We start from the raw sequence: 19,862 nt of genomic DNA, 5'->3' as shown, positions 1-19,862 counted from the left end.
ATTTCCCCCCGTCACGGTTGGAAGCGGGTCCGGCCTTGGTCTCATTCACAACCAAAGCCGTGCCCTACTTCGCGATCTTCGGAAGAAACGAAAGGTCCACATGGTATTGCCGTGGGTTCCCTCTTTTGACGTAGACCCGCAGCTTTCCACCATCAATGAAATCCGAGGGGTCGAACCAGAGGTTATCGCTCTGGAAAATATGCAGTTCGGAGGTGGCCGGATTGAGCCAGCGACACACGATCTGATATGGATGGCGGCCATTGATGGATACACGACGATTGACCTCAACGCCCTGAAACCCTGCCTCTACGACCGCACCAGTGCGGATCAAATGGGTGTTGCGTCGGACTTTCCATTTACCGAATAGAATAATCAGCGAGCCCGCTAACACAAAAGAACCACCGATGGGCCCTAAGATCGTCGCCGCGCCCCAAACTTCGAAGAAGCTGTCTATCCTTGCCTCGTCTGGGTTCGTTGGCGAATAGAGAATCTCGACCACCTCGCCTACTGTGTAGAGAGGCGGATTGGTCGCCACCGAAGAAATGAGTTCAAAGGTCTGCCCCGCACCAGTTTCGAACTGCACTATCGCCTTGTATGCAGTCGAGTCGCTCCCCTGGGTACTCAATAAGTCAATGACATGCCCTTGGGAAGCAAGCGCATCGGAGAGGAAGGACTTGGTCCTCTGATAGGAGGAATAACCCGCCATCAGTATTGCAAGGCCTACAAAAACAAAAAGGTACTTCAGCACACTTGAAATCTTCATCTTTATATCCTTAGACAAAAACGCAGAGCCAATGCCGTCAGCGCGACTATTTGCCAATTGATGCTGCACCAACTAAGGCGTCACGGATCATTCACCACGCAGCTAGCCATATCGGAAGTTCCCCCTAGCCTCTCAGCAACCGCTTTCCGGGCACGGCAAATCACTGTTACGGGGGCAAAATGGGAAATTGTAGCTGGCGAACGCCGCCCCCCCAATGGAGACCGGCCGGTTGTTGGGATCGGGTTAGTGTCTATAACCACCGCCTATCACTCTCCAATCAAACGCATGACTATTGAGCGGTTTTATTAATGCGCTCCGGGCTATTTACTACACAGCGAGCTGTTTTGGAACTTAAGTACGGATCACCAAAGTCGCTATCAATTCCATTAGGACTTCCAAAGAGTCTATGAACATTGACCCCGCCTCCCCAGATGGGATTCGCATACTCCTGCCCACGTAAGACCTTTGTATATTGGCCAAGGTGATCTTTATGGACTGCTTCATCAGGTCCTTGTGGATCAAGAATGGGTGAGGTCTTATAATAGTCTGGATCATACCAATCTTTGATCCACTCCAAGCCATTATCCGACATGGCATAAACCCCCAACGGATTAGGTGGAAAACCATCGACCGGTAGCGGGGTTAGGGAATCTGTTTTCCATCCCATCTCCTTGGCAAACGCCTTCCTGTCCCACCGTGTAGAGATATTGATGCCTTTAGGGCCGTCTCTCCACCCTTCAGTTATCGGGTCTTTGGTAATTCTGTACGTACCATCATCTGTCGCCACTGCCATATATTGTCCACGGCTGCGCGCGGCATATTCCCATTGGGCCTCCGTCGGTAAGGAAAATGGCAAGCTCGTAACTTCCGCTAACCAGGCACAATATTTTTCTGCTTCATACCAGTCCATATGCGCTGGAAGATTGGATGGAACGCTGATTTTCTGCCAATCCTCTTGGTTTCCCGGCACCCCTTCTCGAAGCTCCAAGCCGTTGGACTCCAAATAAAACTGAAATTCCTGATTGGTCACCTTATACCTGGAAATAGAGAAAGATGTCAGAGACACCCGGTGCAATGGCTTGCTATCTTTATTCCTATCATAAGGCAATCCTTCTTTCCCAAACCTCGAACCGAAGTCCCCCATCAAGAACTCACCCCCTTCGACAAACACAAGCTGTTGCTTCACAACATCAGAAAACTCCCTCACTTTATCCAAGCTCACGTGCGATACCGCTTGCGTAGCAACTTTCTCGTCACATCCCGCAACCAAACCCAAGGCCAAGCCAAACACCCAGACTCTTATATTCATAGCACCCAAACAAATTCAAGAAAATTAAACATCCTTCCCTACACACGGACCGAAACTACCACATCGACAATGGTGCACATCAACAATGCTATTCACCCTAATCTTTATATCCTTAGACAAAAAACGCAGAGCCAATGCCATCAGCGCGACTATTTGCCAATTGATGCCACACCAACTAAGACATCACGAATCATTCACCACGCAGCTAGCCATAATCGGAAGTTCCCCTGGCCTCTCAGCAACCGCTTTCCGGGCACGGCAAATCACTGTTACGGTGGCAAAATGGGAAATTGTAGCTGGCGAACGCCGCCCCCCCAGTGGAGACCGGCCGGTTGTTGGGATCGGGTTAGTGTCTATAACCACCGCCTATCACTCTCCAATCAAACGCATGACTATTGAGCGGTTTTATTAATGCGCTCCGGGCTATTTACTACACAGCGAGCTGTTTTGGAACTTAAGTACGGATCACCAAAGTCGCTATCAATTCCATTAGGACTTCCAAACAGTCTATGAACATTGACTCCGCCTCCCCAGATGGGATTCGCATACTCCTGCCCACGTAAGACCTTTGTATATTGGCCAAGGTGATCTTTATGGACTGCCTCATCAGGCCCTTGTGGATCAAGAATGGGTGAGATCTTATAATAGTCTGGATCATACCAATCTTTGATCCACTCCAAGCCATTATCCGACATGGCATAAACCCCCAACGGATTAGGTGGAAATCCATCGACCGGTAGCGGGGTTAGGGAATCTGTTTTCCATCCCATCTCCTTGGCAAACGCCTTCCTATCCCACTCTGTAGATATATTGATGCCTTTAGGGCCGTCTCTCCACTCTTCAGTTATCGGGTCTTTGGTAATTCTGTACGTACCATCATCTGTCGCCACCGCCAGGTATTGTCCACGACTGCGCGCGGCATACTCCCACTGGGCCTCCGTCGGCAAGGAAAATGGCAAGCTCGTAACTTCCGCTAACCAGGCACAATATTTTTCTGCTTCATACCAGTCCATATGCGCAGGAAGATTGGATGGAACGCTGATTTTCTGCCAATTCTCTTGGCTTCCCGGCACCCCCTCTCGAAGTTCCAATCCGTTGGAGTCCAAATAAAACTGAAATTCCTGATTAGTCACCTTATACTTGGAAATAGAGAAAGATGTCAGAGACACCCGATGCAATGGCTTGCTATCTTTATTTCTATCATAAGGCAATCCTTCTTTCCCGAACTTCGAGCCGAAGTCCCCCATCAAAAACTCACCCCCTTCGACAAACACAAGCTGTTGCTTCACAACATCAGAAAACCCCCTCACTTTATCCAAGTTCACGTGCGATACCGCTTGCGTAGCAACTTTCTCGTCACATCCCGCAACCAGACCCAAAACCAAGCCAAACACCCAGACTTTTATATTCATAACACCCAAAAAAATTCAAAAATTAAACACCCATTTCTACACACGGACCGAAACTACCACGCCGGCAATAGTGCACATCAGCAATACTATTCACCCTATAATAAAAAGAATCATTCATTGCCAAGGCATACCCCCAAGCCACCTCTACTTTCAAGCGACCACGGATCGCCAGCAATTCCTCCTTGGCCTTGAGCAAATCATGATCACGATCAAACCCTTCCTTCAGAAAATTCACAAGATGTTGTTCTTGCGCATCTGCAGTAGAAAATTCATTACTTGAGCTAGCAAGAGTTGAGCCATCAGGTGTCATGCGGCACAAAACCTTTCGCCACTCAGCCTTCGTCTGAATACTGGTCAGGACCAGGATTACAGCCTCTTTTCTCTGCTGATAAATATCAGGAATTAAACCTTCACCATAATTCTCCAAGTCCATATGATCCCAAATTCCATGTCGCGTCAGTAAGTAAAGAAGAACCCCTTTCCCCTCTGGAGTAAACCTCAACAAATCGTTATGACTTCTAACCACTCTAGCCGCTAGATCATTTCTACGCCTAGAACCATTCAACCCATCATCCCCCGACTTCCAGAGACTTTCGACAAATTTGGATAAGTCTGCCACAACCTGGCCAACAGATCTGTTGACATCATTATAGGATCCATAAATCCCCCGCCTTGGGAATGCCATTTGCATTACGCAGATTGCGGTATAAGCCTTAAAAGCTCCTGAATCGATCAAATCCAAGAAACTATAATTCAGCCCATATAACTGATAAACCAACCAACTGCCGAACTCCACAATATTGGCGACACTTACCTCTCCAATTAACCCTCCCTTTGCACCCCGTCCCCAGCACAGACTGGCTGCAACATGAAAGCAGAACTTCCCATTGATAAAGGTGCAGTAAAACTTGCCGCCCGCCCCTACGCCGGCCAGACCGCCAACCTCGCTGGTGATGCTGCAGAAGTCGGTAAACTCTCCAGTCGATTTCAATATCGCTGCAGCGGGGCCATTCATGTCGGGCGGCGGCGCAGGTTTAAGCCACTGCAAAGCACCTTTGAGGCGGCCCTCCACCTGTATGCCGGCAAAGGTCTGGCTACTCAAGCTGAGGCCTTCATCTTCAGCCTCCATTTGTTGGTGGAAAGCCGCTCCCCTGGCCTTCCTTTCACTGAAACGGGGCAGGCGTCCGCCAGGCTGGCCCGCGAGTATCTGCTGATCGTCCTTCACCACCACCTGAAGCTGGCCTTCCAGCAAGACCGACGCGCCGATAAAACCCTTCAATTGCGGATTGATATGGGCACGCAACATGCCCATGTCGAATACCTGGCCGCGCTGGTTCGTGTACTTCAGAGACCAGCCAAGGCGATCCGGCACATAGGCTGAAAGCTGGGCGGTTCCGGACGCCAAGGCAAGATTGGTTTGGCCTTCACCCTTGAACAAAACCTGACCCGTGACGGGATCGTACTCAGCATTGACGCCCACGTTGCTGGCGTAGCGCATGAACTGTGCACTGGCGGAGACGTCCACGCTGTCCCCCCATTGATCCTCACCTTGCAGGCTTTCATTCCAACGCTCGGCCCAACTGAACAGTTCGAAGCCAAAGGGTTTCCAGTCCACCGTACCTTCGGTGTTCAAATCCGCTGTTGGATCCTCGAAACCGAACAGCCTGGCCACATCCTTCAGCCCCAGCTTGAGCGTCGGCGACTGCAGGGTCGTCAACTGCTTGCGCAGCTTGCCGGTGTCGATACGCATCTTGCCGTTCTTGTCCCTGCTGTAGATGCTTTCGCTGGCGCCCTGCTTGTCCTTGGCTTTCAGGGAAACCTTGTGCATGCGCTGCTGCTTGACGTCGTAGTAGCGTTTCTTGACATACACATAACGGTGCCCGCTCCGCCCCTTGCCAGATTGATTACTGCGTTTGCGGGTGTCGGCGATTGGCAGGAGTTCGATGACGTCGTCATAGCGCATGCCCTCGGCGGAGAATTGGCCCAAGTGCTCCTGCAAGGCGGTTCTTCGTTGCTCCAGCACTTCCTCCGCGGCCCTGAGCGCTTTCATCTCGGGCTCGACCACCAGCGCCAAGGCCCCTGGGCTGGAATACGCCTTGGCATAGCGCTCCAAGGCACTGGAGTAACCGGCATTGGCGCTGTGGAAAGCACTCATGCGAGTCAGCATTTCTTGCCAGTGGACTTCGAACTCACCGGCCTCGCTGTCGGCGAGGAAAACCAGCTCTTCTGTATCCGGTCGGAAGTAGCATTGCACCGACTGGTGTTCAACCACTGTGACGCTGCCCTGCCTGGACGTCCGTCCCTGCCCCGCGGGCGTCTCTGTTTGCGCCATGGGATCGATCTCCTTGATCATTCGAAAAACACCTTGATGTCTTGTGGCTCCAGGCCGTGGTGGCCTTGGGTGTAGCCGTGCCCATCGGTCACTCCTCGCACCACGCTGCCATCGCCGGTTTCGAGGCGGTACGCCACATGGGGTTTGGGTTGGCCATTCGCCTTGTCAAGTACCTGGAAACAGCCTTGATTCGGGAACCAATACACAGGGTCCTGAGGCGTCATGGCGCTCAGAGCCTTGTCGAGTGACGCTGCGCCTCCACATTCGATATGGTCATTACGGATACGAAGCTCACCGGGCGCACCGATTTCGATGGAGCCGTCCTTGAGCTTGATGTAGGCCCCCCGGCTGACCAATGTGATGCCATGCCGGGCGTTAAGGTGGATCTCACCATCGACGCTGGCCAGGCTCATGTCCTTATCAGCCTGTAAGGTCATCGCATCGGTCTGCGCCTGAATCTCCACTGGGCCGTGGGCGGCGAAGAACTTCAAGCCAAGTTTCTGGGCAAACAGGCTGATGGCCTCGCCTGCCGCAAGACTGAAGCGCCTGAACACGCTGATGTCGGTGCTGTCGCCAGCCGTTGCGGTCAGGTTGCGACCTGTCGAAAGCTGAAGGTTGCCCGCCGTGGTCAATGCCATGCCAGCAGGAGCCGAAGCCACCAGGCCGGCCCCGGCCATACGTGCAAGGACCTGTTTCAGTGCTTGCTGCCCCTCTACATCGGCCGTCAGCGCTCCGGATGCAGCTGCACTCCGAGCGAGTGAGGAAACCAGCGCCAACGCTGAATCGAGCTGAGCCACCGCAGCGCCCATATCGAGCACCTCGCCCTTCCCCTTGGGCTGTGGGTCGGCGCTGATGAACACCCCTTTACCCGCCCGAATCGCCCCCCAAGCATCGGTGCGCAGTTCGAACCCTTCCCCTCGCCTGTGCTTCTTCTCATTAACCAGATGCCCCAGGTTCAGTTGGCTCTTGCCACCCTGTTCGGTGCTCAGCTTGATGTGTTCCTGGCCACGGCTGTCGTCCAGGCGCAGTTTGTTGTTGGCCGGAGTGCGTAGGACGTTACGCTTATAGTTACCCAGGGTTACGTGGTCGGGGTGGCGGCTGTCGTGCAGGGCGTGGGCTATGTACGGGCGGTCAGGGTCACCCTGCTCGAAGGCCACCGCCACTTCGGTACCGGCCAGCAACGGCAGGTGCAGACCATAGGTGTCGCCGGCATAGGGACGGGCCAGGCGCAAGCAGGCACTCTCCTGGCCTGCCGCCCAACTATCGCGGTCGAACAGGAAGTTGACCCGGTAGCGGCCTTCGCCATCGATATGGGCATAGGGGTCGCCTTTGCGCGTACTGGTCACCCGCGCGGGCAGTGTGCCGGCGATGCGCGGCTTGGGCGGCACGGCCGGACGGAAGCACACGTCTTCCGAGTAAGGCATGGCCTCGAAGCTCACCTCGAGGCTGCGGTCACGAGCGGCACGGGTCTTCACGGCAGTGATCACGACCCGCGGTAGAAAAGCCTGGGGCGCGCCGCCGGTAATATTCAGCACTTGGCCGGCAGCCAGGCTGGCGCTGCTGCTCTGGCCACTGAGGCGGACCTGCTGGTTGAGATAGCGATCATGGCGCAGGCGGGCATGGAAGTAGCCGCTTTCGCAGGTCAACTGCTCATGCCGGGCCAGGGCATCACCAAGCTGAGTGTAAGGCTCGGCATAGTGATAGGCCTCGCCATAGGTGAGCATCGAACCACAGGTCTGGTCGACCTCGCCATCGAGGTGGCGGTAGGCATCCCGATGGTGATAGGCACGCACACTCACCGCCTGCTCCACCACCTGGTGGCGCGACTGCAACTGCCACACACCGTCCTGGCCCGTACTGCTCAAGCCGGACTGTGGACGATAGGGCAAGCTGACACCGAATTCGAGACCACGCTGGCCGTCATGGAACGCCACCACATCGATACTCAGCTTCTCGCTGCAGGTGAAGCGGTAGCAGATGCCGACCTCGGCCAACAGCCGGGCGATAAAGGCCAGGTCGCTCTCACCGTACTGCATTACCTGCTCCCGCCGTGGGTAATCGTGACCAAGATCAAAGGAGAAGTCCTGGCCTTGAAAACCGTGGCGCTCGCGCAGGATGTGCTCGACGATCTCCGGCACCGACTTGTTCTGATAGATCCGGTACTGGCAACCCCGCCCAAGCAGGGCCAAGCGAGGTTGCAGGGTGAGCGCGTAACGTGCCTCGTCTACCGATCCGGCTAAGCGTTGAAACCCAGTGACGACGCCCCGCAAGACGCGCAGCCGCGCCTGCTCGGGGACAGGCAGGCCGGGGATCGCCACCGACGACGACCCAAGCAGGCTGAAACACGCGGGCCGGTTGAGGACTAGGGCAACGTCAATATCAAGATCGCTGCTGGTGAATTCGATCCGACAGGTGAAGGGCTCACTCAGCGCCTCTTGGTGTTCGAAGGCCAGCACATCGAGAGGTGCCTTGACACCAATGACCTGGAGTCGGTGCTGACGGTGATCGAAAAATAGCTGTGGTGATTCGGACATATCAGGCAGCCGCGCTCATCGCATGCGCGCAATAGGGAGCGAACCGCCAAAGAAGGCAGGAAGCGTTGGATTCCATGGGCAGATCCTTTTGCGAGATCGGGAAAAGCACCGTGCCAGGCCAAGCATCCATCAACGAATGCTCGACCCAGTACCGGGGCTGCTAGGTACAGCGATCAGGCAGCAGGTGCTGCCTTGCGCTCATCCCAGGAGTCCGCGTGAATGATGTTGCCGTCCGTGTAGCCCCACGTGATCTTCTCGTAGCGCAACTCGACCTCCTCCAAGTGGTTGTGCTTTTCCTTGGCCGGGTCCTTTATGTCGTGCATCAGCGCGGACACCTTGACTACCTTGACGTTCTCCAGCTTGGTGTTGAAGTACTCCACTTCCTGCCCAGCATCATCGATCTTGTAGAACTTGAATTCGGCTGACTTGAGGGTCTGCCCGGTGGTCACCGCCTTGTACAGATAGGGAGTGGATGCATCGATCTCCTTGGTGATCAGGTACGGGGCATGAACACGCGTGCCAGTCAGCTTTCCAGTGCTGTTATCGGTCGGGATATTGAGGCCATGGTCCAGGGCAACCACTTCAATGCTCCCCTCGCGGTCCTTCACATTCACCGAACCGTTGATAGGTGAATCACCGTCATTTTTCAGCCAGAGGTAAACCGGAATTGCCATGTGAAACTCCTTTTTAGTTACATGAGGGCCGCGGCATGTGGCCCAGGTTGTGCACCCTCTCCCACGACAGGCGACTCACAGGCTCCTGCTGCGGGTATCAGGCGGATATCAACGCGCCGGTTGGCCTTGCGCCCGGCTTCACTGTCATTGCTGGCAACGGGCTGACTGGCGCCAAACCCCTGCACCGCGAAACAACTGTCCGGGATGTCGCCCATGCGGCGCATCCAGTCATGCACCGCTGCTGCCCTCGCCCGGGACAGCGCCAGATTGCGTTGAGGCTGGCCGCTGGCATCGGTATGCCCAGCGATAACGATCAGCCACCCTGGCCGTGCCTTGATACCGGCCAGGGCATTGACCAGCACCTTGGTCGCTGCCGGCTTGAGTTCGGCACTGCCCACCGCGAACAACGACAGGCTGTCTAGGCGGATCGAGCCAGGTATCGATGCCCGCGCGGGCACTTGCAACGATTGGCGGTGCCCGGCAATGGCTGCATGCACCAGGCCGCGCAGCGCTTCGCCGCGATACAGGCCAAACCCCAGTGCTAGTGGCTCGCCCTGGCGGTAGTAGTTGTCCAGCCGCAAAGCATCCTCATGCAGTGCCTGCAAGGCAGGCTCAAGCATCGACAGCGGCCCTACCGATGAGGCTCGGGCGTGGCGCTGAAGGTCGTCGCTGACCTGACGCACCAACAGGGTGTTCTGCCAGGCGGAGCTGGCCAATGCCACGACGCCGGCGAGTCCGAACAACCACAAGGCAATGCTGCTCGTGCGCCCGTCTGATCTGGGCCGGGTCCGAGGCAGCAGGTGCAAAAGCGGGTCGGGAAATGGCAATTGCGCCATGCTTGATTGCCGTGGCGCCCCGCACAGCGACACCCTCTCCAGCAGCCATTGCTGCCACAGGTTGCTCGGTAGGCCGGCCATCGAGGGCACAGGCTTGATGACCCAGGCCAGCACCGGGCAAGCCAGGTAGGGCAAGACCTGCTCGTTCAGCCAGGCCGAGGCAGCATCCAGTCGCACGCAGGCTTGTAACCGGGTTGCGCGCTGCACAGTCCCCACGCCATCCTGCTGCCAGTGCGCCAAGTCGCACCCCCTACTGGCCTCATGCACCAGCGGTCGTGACGCACCCGGTTGCCAACTGAACCAAGCCCCCTCGCTCTGCGGCATGTCCAGGTAGCTGAGCAGCATCAGCGGCAAAACGCGACGCCCGAGTAGGGACAAGCGTTGGCGCATCGCCCGCAGTTGACCGGCCAGCACCGCAGCGTCTTCATGCACGCCTGGGTTGATGACCAACATCACGCTGAAACGACTGCGCCACAGCGGACGCGCCGCTTCCAACCCGGTAAGGATCGGTTCGAGCCGGTCGATCGAAGCAACGCGCACGTAGCAGGCCCGATCCGTCACTCGCAAGGTCAACTGTTCATCGGATGCTTGGCCAAACAATGCCTCCAGGCCATCCCCACAAACCAGCACGATGGGTTGCGCATAGTCGTCAGCGGGCAAGGAGGCACCGCTCGCCAATCGAAGGCCGCCAATACCTCGCTCTGCTGTCCGCTGCCAGGCAAGCAAGACCACAATCGTGACCGCCAGTACGAGCATGGCACGCAGCCAAACAGGGCCCGGCATCACAACCAGCAGTACCAGGGCCAGGCTTGCCGCCCAAAGCCAAAGGGCGCGGATTTGCTTCAGCGTCACCTGAGCCTCCTCATGACAGCCCTCGCGCAAGCGAAGCCACCAGGGAGTCCAACCGATGGTCCAACATCCACCAGGTACCGATCAGCAACAGCATCACCACCCCGGCGTGGACCCAGGGTGAACGCAGACCACGCATAAGGGCTGAGCCTGTTCCGACGCTTGCCTGGGTGAGCATCGGTCGGGCTGGACTCAGTGGCGCGACCCGCGCCTGCAGGTCCTCCAGCAGTTGCACGCGCTCGGGATCGTCGATCTGGCTGTAGCGCCCACGGAAACCGAGCGCCAGCACACGCTGGAATGCGGTGAGGACATGAAGATCCGGGGAAGCCTCTCGCAGCACTTCGCGCAACTCTTCATAAAAGAATTCGCCCGCCTGGTAATGATTGAAAAACCTGGCCTGCAGGGGTTGGCCCACCCAGCCGGCATGGACCTGCCCCTTGGCGCAGTTCAGGACTGTCTCGTCCAGCAACGCACACAGGGCATGGCTAACCAGGTCGACGCTGCGCGAACCGAGACCTGCCTGCCCGAGCGCTTGGCGGAGCGTTTCGACCTGCTGGACGCAACGCACCCACAGTGCACTGTCTTCGACAGCCGTCGCCCCGTATTGAAGCTCGACAACCAGCAGGTAGCTGTTCTGCAACAAACTGTCGATCAGCGTAGCGGCTGCCAGTTGCTGTTCCGTGGCTGTCCGGCTCATGCGCGCAACACCGCGAACAGTTCGAGCTTCACATCAGCCAGCGTGCCCGGCACATAGACGGCACAGACCCCTTCAGCGAGCATCGCCCGTGCCTTGGCATGAGAGAGGTCGAGGGCAAAGTATTGGTTCTCCAGACGCAATGGCACAGCCGCCGGTACGTGCGCAAGCGATTGCAGGGGGACACCATCGAGCGCAGCGTTGACCAGACGGTCGACTTCGTCGGGTGTGCCGACCTTGCACAGGCGTGGGAACTGGCTTTGCACTTGCGCAGCAGGCAAGGCGCAGCGCACGGACAAATAAAAGTCGACCCCGTCGCTGTCACGCAAACGCATATCGTCCAGCGTGACCTGCCAGCGATGGGCACCGACGGCTTCCAGGCGCAAGGCGATCACACGCGAAGGCAAGCTGGCCTCGAGCAGGCTGGAAATGAGCCGCATCAAAGGCGGGAATACGGTTTCCAGCCGTTCGTGGTGATAGGCCGGGATCAGCTCGACGTCGTGCTCCAGGGAAAAGGTCAGCAGGCTCCCCGCCAACCGAACCAGTTCCAGATACACCTGTTCGGGGTGCCTGGCCGGATGGGCCCTGAGGTCTGCCAGCACCGGTTGGTAGGTGTTCATGGCGTTGAGCAACCAGAACAACGACACATCGGCCACCGCGAAGTCCGCCATGCGCTGGTTGCTTTCGCGACGCATGCTCATTAGGCGCTGCCGCCTGCTCGACAACTGGGTGAGCAGGTTGTCCAGTTGCATCAGTAGGCCCCCATGGGCGGAAAAGCTCAGCAGGGGTGGCACGTAGCCAGGATCCAGGCTCCAACGGCCCTGTCCGTCCCGCATCAGGCGGGCGAGCGGACAAGTTTGGTAGTCAGCATTGTCATCACTGGCCAAACGCAGGCTGAGCACATGCTCCAGCACGCCGATGGACTCACGTTCATCACCATACAGGTCCTGAACCTCTCGCCAAGCCTGGCGATACCGCATGGGCCGCTCGGCCCGGCCTTCGGCGAACTGGCAATTGCTGCCATTGGCCTGCTCCAGCGGCAGCGCCAGCACCACGGTCGCTTGCTGCTCTTGCGCCGGCAGACGCCACAAGTCCAGCGCTGGCGGCAAAGGGTCTACATAGGCACTGTCGACCAGCGTGCCGTCTGGCAGACGCAGGCGCAGTTGGCTGGCCTTGAGCTTGCCCAGGCGCAACGCCTCTAGGTCGAAGGCCACGGCCAGAACGCCCCAAGGGTGCATCAGGGACAAATGGGCAAGGCAGTCGTTGGTCCAGGCCTCCCAGCGCGCCTGCTGCTGGAATTGCTGGGGTGACAGCAAGGCGCCCGCAGCCCACAGGGGGCGGTCGATCATCATGGTGTCGATTCCTTACGAGTGGACTCAGGTCTTGGCCTTGGGCATCTGCGAAACCAGCGACAGGTTGATGTCCATGCCTTCCACCTGGAAGTGCGGCACGGCGAACAGCCTGATGCGAAAGAAACCGGGGTTGTCGTCTATGTCTTCGACGACCACCTTGGCCTCACGCAGCGGATGCGAAGCCTGCAGGTCATCGCCCGGGTCAGTCATTTCCGTAACCAGGCCACTCACCCACTTATTCAGTTCCAACTCCAGCAGGCGTCGATCCTTGGTCGTACCGATGTTCTCGCGCTGGATCAACTTGAGGTAATGGGCGATGCGCGACAGCAGGAAGACGTAGGGCAGTCGGGCGTTGATCCGGCTGTTGGCAGTGGCATCGGCGGTGTCGTACAAGGCTGGCTTCTGGGCCGAATTGGCCGAGAAGAAACAGGCGTAGTCACGGTTCTTGTAGTACGACAGAGGGATGAAACCGAGATTGGCGAACTCGAATTCGCGCGTCTCGGGGATCATCACCTCCGAAGGGATCTTGACCTGGTTGCCAGTGCCCAGGTCATAGAAGTGGATCGGCAGGTCGGTCACTGCGCCCCCCGCTTGCGGCCCGCGAATCTGTACGCACCAACCGTTGTTGATAAAGCTCTTGACCATGTTCGCGGCGAAGGCGAAGGCGGCATTGGTCCACAAGTACTTGCCGTGGTCCGGGCCCCTGACGTTCTCGATGTAGTTGAAGCTGCGTACTGGCACAGTATCGGGTCCATATGGCAGGCGCCCCAAGACCCGCGGCATGGTCAGTCCGATGTAGCGCGCATCATCGCTGTCGCGAAAAGACTTCCACTTGATGTATTCGGCACGGTCGAAATAGTTGCCGATGTCCTTGATGGCCGCGACCTCCTCCATCGAGGCCTTACCGAAGAAGGCGGGGCCAACTGCGCCAATGAAGGGCATGTGCGCCGCTGCCGCCACCTTGGCGATGTTGCGCAGCAAGGCGATATCTTGTGGGCTGCGGTCGAACTCGTAGTTGGAAATGGCTGCAGCGATCGGCTCTCCGCCCGGGGTGTCGTACTCCCGGGTATAGGTGTGCAGATACAAACCGCTCTGGGCGATTTCCGGCGCATCCTCGAAATCCTGGACCAGATGATCCTTGCTGACATCCAGCAGTTCGATGCGCACGTTCTGGCGAAAATCGGTCTGGTCGACCAAGGATTTGACACCACGCCAGGTCGACTCGACACGCTGAAACTCGGGATGGTGCATCACCGCGTCCAATTGCCTGCTGATCTGTGCATCCAGTGCCGCGATGTGCTGGTCCAGCAGAACTTTGTCCAGCCGTTCGACCTTCTGTGCGGATTGCTCCAGCAACCTCAGAAAGACACTCACGGCGGCGGTCACACGCTCATCGGCGGACACCTCGGAGAGTGCCTCGGGATGCTGGAAGACCTCGATCCCTCCCATCTGCGAAATGGGGCTGAGGTTGATCTTGCCGAACAACTCAGCGTAAACCCCGTGGCTTCCTTCAGACAGCACTGTAGCGCCGTGCGGAGGCACGGAAGTGTGTTCTACGGACATGAAATTAACTTCCTTGAAATGAACTGAAACTAGTTAGCGGTCTATTCGAGCAGGTAAAGCCGCCAGTTCTGTGCGCAACTCATTACTGAGTATTTCATCCTTCAGAATGTGTTCCAGCTCTCGTCGGAAAGTTGAGTTATCCAGCAAGTTTGACTTGAGATCGCGCAGTAGATTACGCATTGCCAGCAAGGCGCGAAGCTGTGGTATCTGGCGTGCCACCTGCTCGGGCTCGAAGTCTCTCATTCCCTCGAAACAGAGCTCGACAGCCATATCGGCTTCAGCGCTGGCAAGCGCGTCTGGCACCGACAGCCTGAGGCTCGGCGCATATTCAGCCAGGACACTGTCAAAGTTGTTCTTGTTGATGTCGACCTTCTCTCGCCCGGACAAAGAGCGCTGCTCCCTGCCATTGCTGTAGTCGCCCATCAACATCAGTTTCAGGGGTAGTTCGACACTCTTCTGCGCCCCACCTGTATGCAGGTCGAGCTTAATGTTGACCCGTGCCTTGGGCACCTCATTCTGAAAACTACTTGAAGCCATGTTCCCTCCAGTCCCGTCCATGGATTCGCCAAAAAAGTTGGCCAACGGATAATGGAGTGGCTCCCTGGGTATTTCCACCCCTGGAATACAGTTGAGAAATGCCCTACTGGCATGTAAGAACGAACTTACAAGCGAATATTTCCTAGATAGAGTAGGAACTTTTAACGTACTGACCCAGATCAATCAAACTTCAAGTTTTTTAGAGCAAGACAAACCTGACAGCCGATGCGGCTTATTTAAGAGATCTGCCGTTTGCTTTGGGATCGCTGCGCGCCCCCTGCATTGCACAAGGGGCAACGGCGACACACGTATCACTCAGCCTCGGCAAACGCCCCCTGCGCATCCCAGCCACCACCCAGCGCGGTGATCAGTTGCACACTGGCCAGCAAGCGGCCCTGCAGCAGGGTCAGCGCGCTGCGCTCGTTGCTCAGCGCGGTGGTCTGTACGTTGACCACGTCCAGGTAGCCGATCAGGCCGGCCTTGTACTGGTTCTCGGTCAGGCGTAAGGAGTCGCGCGCAGCAGCCAGGGCCTCGTCACGCACCACGGCTTCGTCGGCATATACCTTCAGTTGGACCAGGTAGTCCTCCACTTCCTTGAAACCGGTCAACACGGTCTGCCGGTACTGGGCCACGGTCTGGTCGTAGACGGCGACGGTGCGGTCGACTTCGGCGCTGCGCCGGCCACCGTCGAACAGGGTCATGGCCAGTTGCGGTCCGACCGACCAGAAGCGGTTGGGCAGGCTGATCCAGTCGTTGAAGCTACTGCTGCTGTAACCCCCGCTCATGCTCAGGGACAGGTCAGGGAAGTAGGCGGCGCGGGCGACACCGATACTGGCGTTGGCGGCCATGACCTTGCGCTCGGCCGAGGCGATGTCGGGGCGTCGCTCCAGCAGTTGCGAGGGCAGCGCCACGGGCACTTGCGGCAACGCCGGGATGTCGTCGCTGGCGGCCAGGGCGAAATCGGCCGGGGCTCTGCCCAGTAGCACGGCAATGGCATTCTCGTACTGGGCACGCTGCCAGGCCAGGTCGATCAGGTCGGCCTGGGTGCTTTTCAGTTGGGTCAGCGCCTGGGCCACCGCGTCACGTCCAGAAACGCCAGCGCGGTATTGGTTCTGAGTCATCTTCAGTGAACGTTCATAGGCCGCCACCGTGGCTTCCAGCAGGCGCTTCTGCTCATCGATGACCCGCAGTTGCAGGTAGTTCTGCACCAACTCCGACTGCAGGCTCAGGCGGATCGCCGCCAGGTCGGCCAGGCTGGCTTCGGCGCTCGCCTCATCCGACGCCAGGCCTTCACGCAGCTTGCCCCAGAGATCGAGCTCCCAGCTCACGCCCAGTTGCGCGTTGTAGGTGTCGCGTATACCGCTGCTGTTGTTGCTCAGGCTGGAGCTGCTGCTACCGGTGCCCTGGGCTGAGCGGGTCTTGCCGACGGAAAGGTCGAGGCTGGGGAACAACGCGCCGCGGCTGCTGCGCACCAGGGCCTGGGCCTGGCGGTACTGGGCCTCGTACTGGGCGACGGTCTGGTTGTTGCTGTTGAGCGCTTCGACCAGCGCGTTGAGTCCACTGTCGCCATACAACTCCCACCAGGCGCCACGGGCCATGGCGTCGGAAGGGTTGGCCTGGGTCCAGCCTTCGGCCTGTTTGAAGTGCGCCGGGGTACTCAGCTCGGGGCGGTGGTAATCCGGGCTCAGGGTACAGGCGCTGAGCATCACCAGGCACAGGCCGGCGCCGAGCAAGCGCGAACCGCGCCCTCGAGGCAAGCGCTGCAGGGCGCGGTGAAGAGGAGTCTGGGCAAAGGTCATAGCGGGGTTTCCAGGGCAGCGTCGGTGCGCACGCCGCGCCAACGGTTGAAACGGTGGCGCAGGCGGTCCAGGTACAGGTAGACCACCGGCGTGGTGTAAAGGGTCAGGACTTGGCTGAATACCAGGCCGCCGATGATGGTCAGGCCCAGCGGGCGGCGCATTTCCGCGCCCTCGGCGCTGCTCAGCAGCAGTGGCAAGGCGCCGAGGATGGCCGCCAGGGTCGTCATCAGGATCGGCCGCAGGCGCAGCAGGCAGGCGCGACGGATCGACTCCTCGGGGCTCAGGCCGTCATTTCGCTCGAACTGCAGGGCCAGGTCGATCATCAGGATGGCGTTTTTCTTCACCACACCGATCAGCAGGAACAGGCCCAGCAACGAGATCAGGCTGAACTCCCCCCCTGTCGCATAGAGGGCGAGCAAGGCGCCGACACCGGCTGACGGCAGGGTCGAAAGGATGGTCAGCGGATGGATGTAGCTTTCATAGAGGACCCCAAGGACCAGGTACACCAGCAGCAAGGCGCCGAGGATCATCAGCGGTTGGCCCTCCTGGGTCTTGGCGAAGGCGTCGGCGGTGCCGCCAAGCTTGGCGATCACCGACTCCGGCAGGCCGACTTTGGCCACTGCGCGCTCCACGGCCATCAGCGCCTGGTCAGGGCTGTAACCTTCGGCGACGTCGAAGGCGATGTCTTCGGAGGCGAACTGTCCCTCATGGCTGACCCGGTCATCGGCCAGGCTGTTCTCGTAATGGGCGAAGGACGACAGCGGCACCCGCGCGCCATCGACGGTGATCACCTGCACCTGCTCCAGAGTGCTGGGGTCCCAGGCGTATTTAGGGTTGATCTCCATGACCACCTGGTACTGGTTGAGGCTGTCATAGATGGTCGAGATCTGGCGCTGGCTGTAGGCGTTGTTCAGCACGGCGGTGACCATGTCCATGTCGATGCCCAGGCGCTTGGCCTGGTCGCGATCGACCACTAGGGTGATCTGCTGGGTACCTCTGCCCTCTCTGGCATCGATGGCGGTCAACTCCGGCAGCGCACGCACAGCCGCTACCACCTTCGGGTACCACTCGCGCAACGCCGCCAGGTCGCCGCTCTGCAGGGTGTAGAGGTACTGTGAGCTGCTCTGCTCGCGGCCGCCGCCGCCGAGCTGCAAGTCTTGGTCGGCCATCAGGAACAAGCGCCCGCCCGGCACCTTGGGCAACTCCTTGCGCAAGCGCTCGATCACCTGCTGCGCCGAGAGCTTGCGCTCCTTGATCGGCTTCAGGCGCACCAGCACCATGGCGTTGTTGGTGCCGCTGTTGCCGCCGATGAAGCCGGCAACGCTCTGCACCGCTGGGTCGGCCAGCAAGGCGCGGCGGTAGATCTCCATCTTCGGCTGCATGACGGTGAAGGACAGGCCGTCATCGCCACGGATGAAGCCCATCAATTGGCCGGTATCCTGCTGCGGCATCAGGGTCTTGGGCACCGCCACGTACAGGCCGATGTTGACGGCGATGGTCACCAGCAAGCTGATCAGGGTCAGGCGTTTATGGCGCAGGGCCCAGCCCAGGGTACGGTCGTAGCCGGCGACCATGCGTTTGTTGACCTGCTCGCTCCAGCGTTGCAGTCCGGTCTGGCGGGTGACTTGGTGCGGCTTGAGCCAGCGCGCGCAGAGCATCGGGGTCAGGGTCAGGGAGACCACCAACGAGACGACGATAGCCGCCGCCAGGGTGATGGAGAACTCCTGGAACAATGCCTTGACGATACCGCCCATGAACAGGATGGAAACGAACACCGCCACCAGCGAGACGTTCATCGACAGCAGGGTGAAGCCCACTTCCCTGGCCCCCAGGAAGGCCGCCCGCATCGGCGGCTGGCCCTCCTCGATGTGCCGGGAGATGTTCTCCAGGACCACGATGGCGTCATCCACCACCAGGCCGGTGGCCAGGATCAGAGCCATCAGCGACAGGTTGTTCAACGAGAAGCCGCACAGGTACATCACCGCGAAGGTGCCGACCAGCGACACCGGCACCGCCAGGCTCGGGATCAGCGAGGCACGCAGGTTGCCGAGGAACAGGTAGACCACCAGGATCACCAGGAACACAGCGATCAGCAGGGTGTGCTCGGCTTCCTGGAGAGTCGCCTTGATCACCGGTGAGCGGTCCATGGCCACGTCCAGCTTGACGCTGGCCGGCATCAGCGACTGTAGGGCCGGCAACTGTGCCTTGATCTGCTCGACGGTCTCAATGATGTTGGCGCCAGTCTGGCGGTTGACCACCAGCAGCACCGCGTCCTGGTCGTTGAAGAAACCACTGTTGTAGCGGTTCTCCACGCCGTCGGTGACCTTGGCCACATGGCTCAGTCGCAGCACCGAGCCATCCTGGTAGCGGATCACCAGTGGTTCGTAGTCCTTGGCCGTCTCCAACTGATCGTTGGCCCGTACCTGCCAGTTGCGCTCGGCATCCTCGACGAAGCCCATGGGCCGGCGCTGGTTGGCATTGGCCACGGCCGTGCGCACGTCATCCAGGGCGACCCCGTACTGGTTGAGCAACTGCGGTTCGAGCTCGATGCGCACCGCCGGAAGCGAACTGCCACCGATCTGCACCTCCCCTACCCCCGACACCTGGGACAGGCTCTGCGACAGGATGGTCGAAGCCAGGTCGTAGAGCTGGCCCTTCTGCAGCACGTCGGAAGTCAGCGACAGCACCATGATCGGTGCCTGGGAAGGGTTGATCTTGTTGTAGGTGGGCATGCTGCGCATGCCGCTGGGCAACAGATTGCGCGTGGCGTTGATCGCGGCCTGCACCTCCCGGGCAGCGCCATCGATATCGCGCCCCAGCTCGAAGCCCAGGATCACTCGGGTCGAGCCCTGGCTGGAGCGGCTGGTCAGGGTGGTGACCCCTGAGATGCTGCCCAGCTGGCGCTCCAGCGGCGTGGCCACGGTGGCGGCCATGACCTCGGGACTGGCGCCCGGCAGGTTGGCCTGGACCACGATCACCGGGAAATCCATCTGCGGCAGCGGCGCCACCGGCAGCAGGCCAAAGCTGACACCGCCGAGCAGCATGATCGCCAGGCTCAGCAGCATGGTCGCCACAGGACGGCGGATGAACGGACCGGACAGGTTCACAGGAAGCTCCTAGCTGCAAGCTTCGAGCTGCAAGTAGGTGTGAGTTCAGCCGTTGATTTCGCATACAGCTCGATCCGCTTGAAGCCTGTGGCTTGAAGCTT

At 58.9% G+C, this 19,862-nt stretch carries 13 protein-coding genes; all 13 read right to left on the bottom strand.

Annotated features, from left to right (window positions below):
• Nucleotides 1-64: 64 nt before the first annotated feature.
• Nucleotides 65-763 (bottom strand): DUF3592 domain-containing protein, encoded by a 699-nt coding sequence (locus ACYU03_RS11725; protein ID WP_461890882.1) that lies wholly within the window; start codon nt 761-763, stop codon nt 65-67.
• A gap of 289 nt (nt 764-1,052) precedes the next feature.
• On the bottom strand, nt 1,053-1,985 hold the full coding sequence (locus ACYU03_RS11720) for a formylglycine-generating enzyme family protein (protein ID WP_461890880.1): 933 nt from the start codon (nt 1,983-1,985) through the stop codon (nt 1,053-1,055).
• Between the two features lie 479 nt (nt 1,986-2,464).
• The gene (locus ACYU03_RS11715; RefSeq protein ID WP_461890879.1) at nt 2,465-3,397 is read right to left on the bottom strand and encodes a formylglycine-generating enzyme family protein; all 933 of its coding nucleotides are present in this window, start codon (nt 3,395-3,397) and stop codon (nt 2,465-2,467) included.
• A 109-nt stretch (nt 3,398-3,506) separates the two neighbouring features.
• The gene (locus ACYU03_RS11710; RefSeq protein WP_461890877.1) at nt 3,507-5,837 is read right to left on the bottom strand and encodes a hypothetical protein; all 2,331 of its coding nucleotides are present in this window, start codon (nt 5,835-5,837) and stop codon (nt 3,507-3,509) included.
• Complete coding sequence (locus tag ACYU03_RS11705) at nt 5,834-8,350, bottom strand: type VI secretion system Vgr family protein (RefSeq protein ID WP_461890875.1); 2,517 nt, start codon at nt 8,348-8,350, stop codon at nt 5,834-5,836. Before ACYU03_RS11705 ends, ACYU03_RS11710 begins: the two co-directional genes overlap by 4 nt.
• Nucleotides 8,351-8,523: 173 nt before the next feature.
• The gene (locus ACYU03_RS11700; RefSeq protein WP_461890873.1) at nt 8,524-9,024 is read right to left on the bottom strand and encodes an Hcp family type VI secretion system effector; all 501 of its coding nucleotides are present in this window, start codon (nt 9,022-9,024) and stop codon (nt 8,524-8,526) included.
• 17 nt (nt 9,025-9,041) lie between these two features.
• Nucleotides 9,042-10,712: an OmpA family protein gene (locus ACYU03_RS11695; protein WP_461890871.1), complete on the bottom strand. Its 1,671-nt coding sequence runs from the start codon at nt 10,710-10,712 to the stop codon at nt 9,042-9,044.
• Nucleotides 10,713-10,722: 10 nt separating this feature from the next.
• Nucleotides 10,723-11,406: a type VI secretion system protein TssL, short form gene (gene tssL, locus ACYU03_RS11690; RefSeq protein ID WP_461890869.1), complete on the bottom strand. Its 684-nt coding sequence runs from the start codon at nt 11,404-11,406 to the stop codon at nt 10,723-10,725.
• Nucleotides 11,403-12,755, bottom strand: a complete 1,353-nt coding sequence (gene tssK, locus ACYU03_RS11685; protein WP_461890868.1) for a type VI secretion system baseplate subunit TssK — start codon at nt 12,753-12,755, stop codon at nt 11,403-11,405. The genes tssL and tssK overlap by 4 nt, the downstream gene beginning before the upstream one ends.
• A gap of 24 nt (nt 12,756-12,779) precedes the next feature.
• Nucleotides 12,780-14,318: a type VI secretion system contractile sheath large subunit gene (gene tssC / locus ACYU03_RS11680; RefSeq protein WP_461890866.1), complete on the bottom strand. Its 1,539-nt coding sequence runs from the start codon at nt 14,316-14,318 to the stop codon at nt 12,780-12,782.
• Between the two features lie 33 nt (nt 14,319-14,351).
• Nucleotides 14,352-14,855: a type VI secretion system contractile sheath small subunit gene (tssB, locus tag ACYU03_RS11675; RefSeq protein ID WP_461890864.1), complete on the bottom strand. Its 504-nt coding sequence runs from the start codon at nt 14,853-14,855 to the stop codon at nt 14,352-14,354.
• Nucleotides 14,856-15,166: 311 nt separating this feature from the next.
• On the bottom strand, nt 15,167-16,654 hold the full coding sequence (locus tag ACYU03_RS11670) for an efflux transporter outer membrane subunit (protein WP_461890862.1): 1,488 nt from the start codon (nt 16,652-16,654) through the stop codon (nt 15,167-15,169).
• The gene (locus ACYU03_RS11665; RefSeq protein ID WP_461890860.1) at nt 16,651-19,761 is read right to left on the bottom strand and encodes an efflux RND transporter permease subunit; all 3,111 of its coding nucleotides are present in this window, start codon (nt 19,759-19,761) and stop codon (nt 16,651-16,653) included. The genes ACYU03_RS11670 and ACYU03_RS11665 overlap by 4 nt, the downstream gene beginning before the upstream one ends.
• Between the last annotated feature and the right edge of the window lie 101 nt (nt 19,762-19,862).

This window comes from Pseudomonas sp. X10, assembly GCF_054889225.1.
The sequence above is the reverse complement of the archived record's forward strand: the minus strand, read 5'-3'. Positions and strand labels throughout refer to the sequence as shown.

Excerpts from the sequence above, each read along its gene's own strand:
- ACYU03_RS11710 (WP_461890877.1), bottom strand. The coding sequence starts at position 5,837 with ATGATCAAGGAGATCGATCCCATGGCGCAAACAGAGACGCCCGCGGGG.
- ACYU03_RS11670 (WP_461890862.1), bottom strand. The coding sequence starts at position 16,654 with ATGACCTTTGCCCAGACTCCTCTTCACCGCGCCCTGCAGCGCTTGCCT.
- ACYU03_RS11725 (WP_461890882.1), bottom strand. The coding sequence starts at position 763 with ATGAAGATTTCAAGTGTGCTGAAGTACCTTTTTGTTTTTGTAGGCCTT.
- tssK (WP_461890868.1), bottom strand. The coding sequence starts at position 12,755 with ATGATGATCGACCGCCCCCTGTGGGCTGCGGGCGCCTTGCTGTCACCC.
- tssB (WP_461890864.1), bottom strand. The coding sequence starts at position 14,855 with ATGGCTTCAAGTAGTTTTCAGAATGAGGTGCCCAAGGCACGGGTCAAC.
- tssL (WP_461890869.1), bottom strand. The coding sequence starts at position 11,406 with ATGAGCCGGACAGCCACGGAACAGCAACTGGCAGCCGCTACGCTGATC.
- ACYU03_RS11705 (WP_461890875.1), bottom strand. The coding sequence starts at position 8,350 with ATGTCCGAATCACCACAGCTATTTTTCGATCACCGTCAGCACCGACTC.
- tssC (WP_461890866.1), bottom strand. The coding sequence starts at position 14,318 with ATGTCCGTAGAACACACTTCCGTGCCTCCGCACGGCGCTACAGTGCTG.
- ACYU03_RS11700 (WP_461890873.1), bottom strand. The coding sequence starts at position 9,024 with ATGGCAATTCCGGTTTACCTCTGGCTGAAAAATGACGGTGATTCACCT.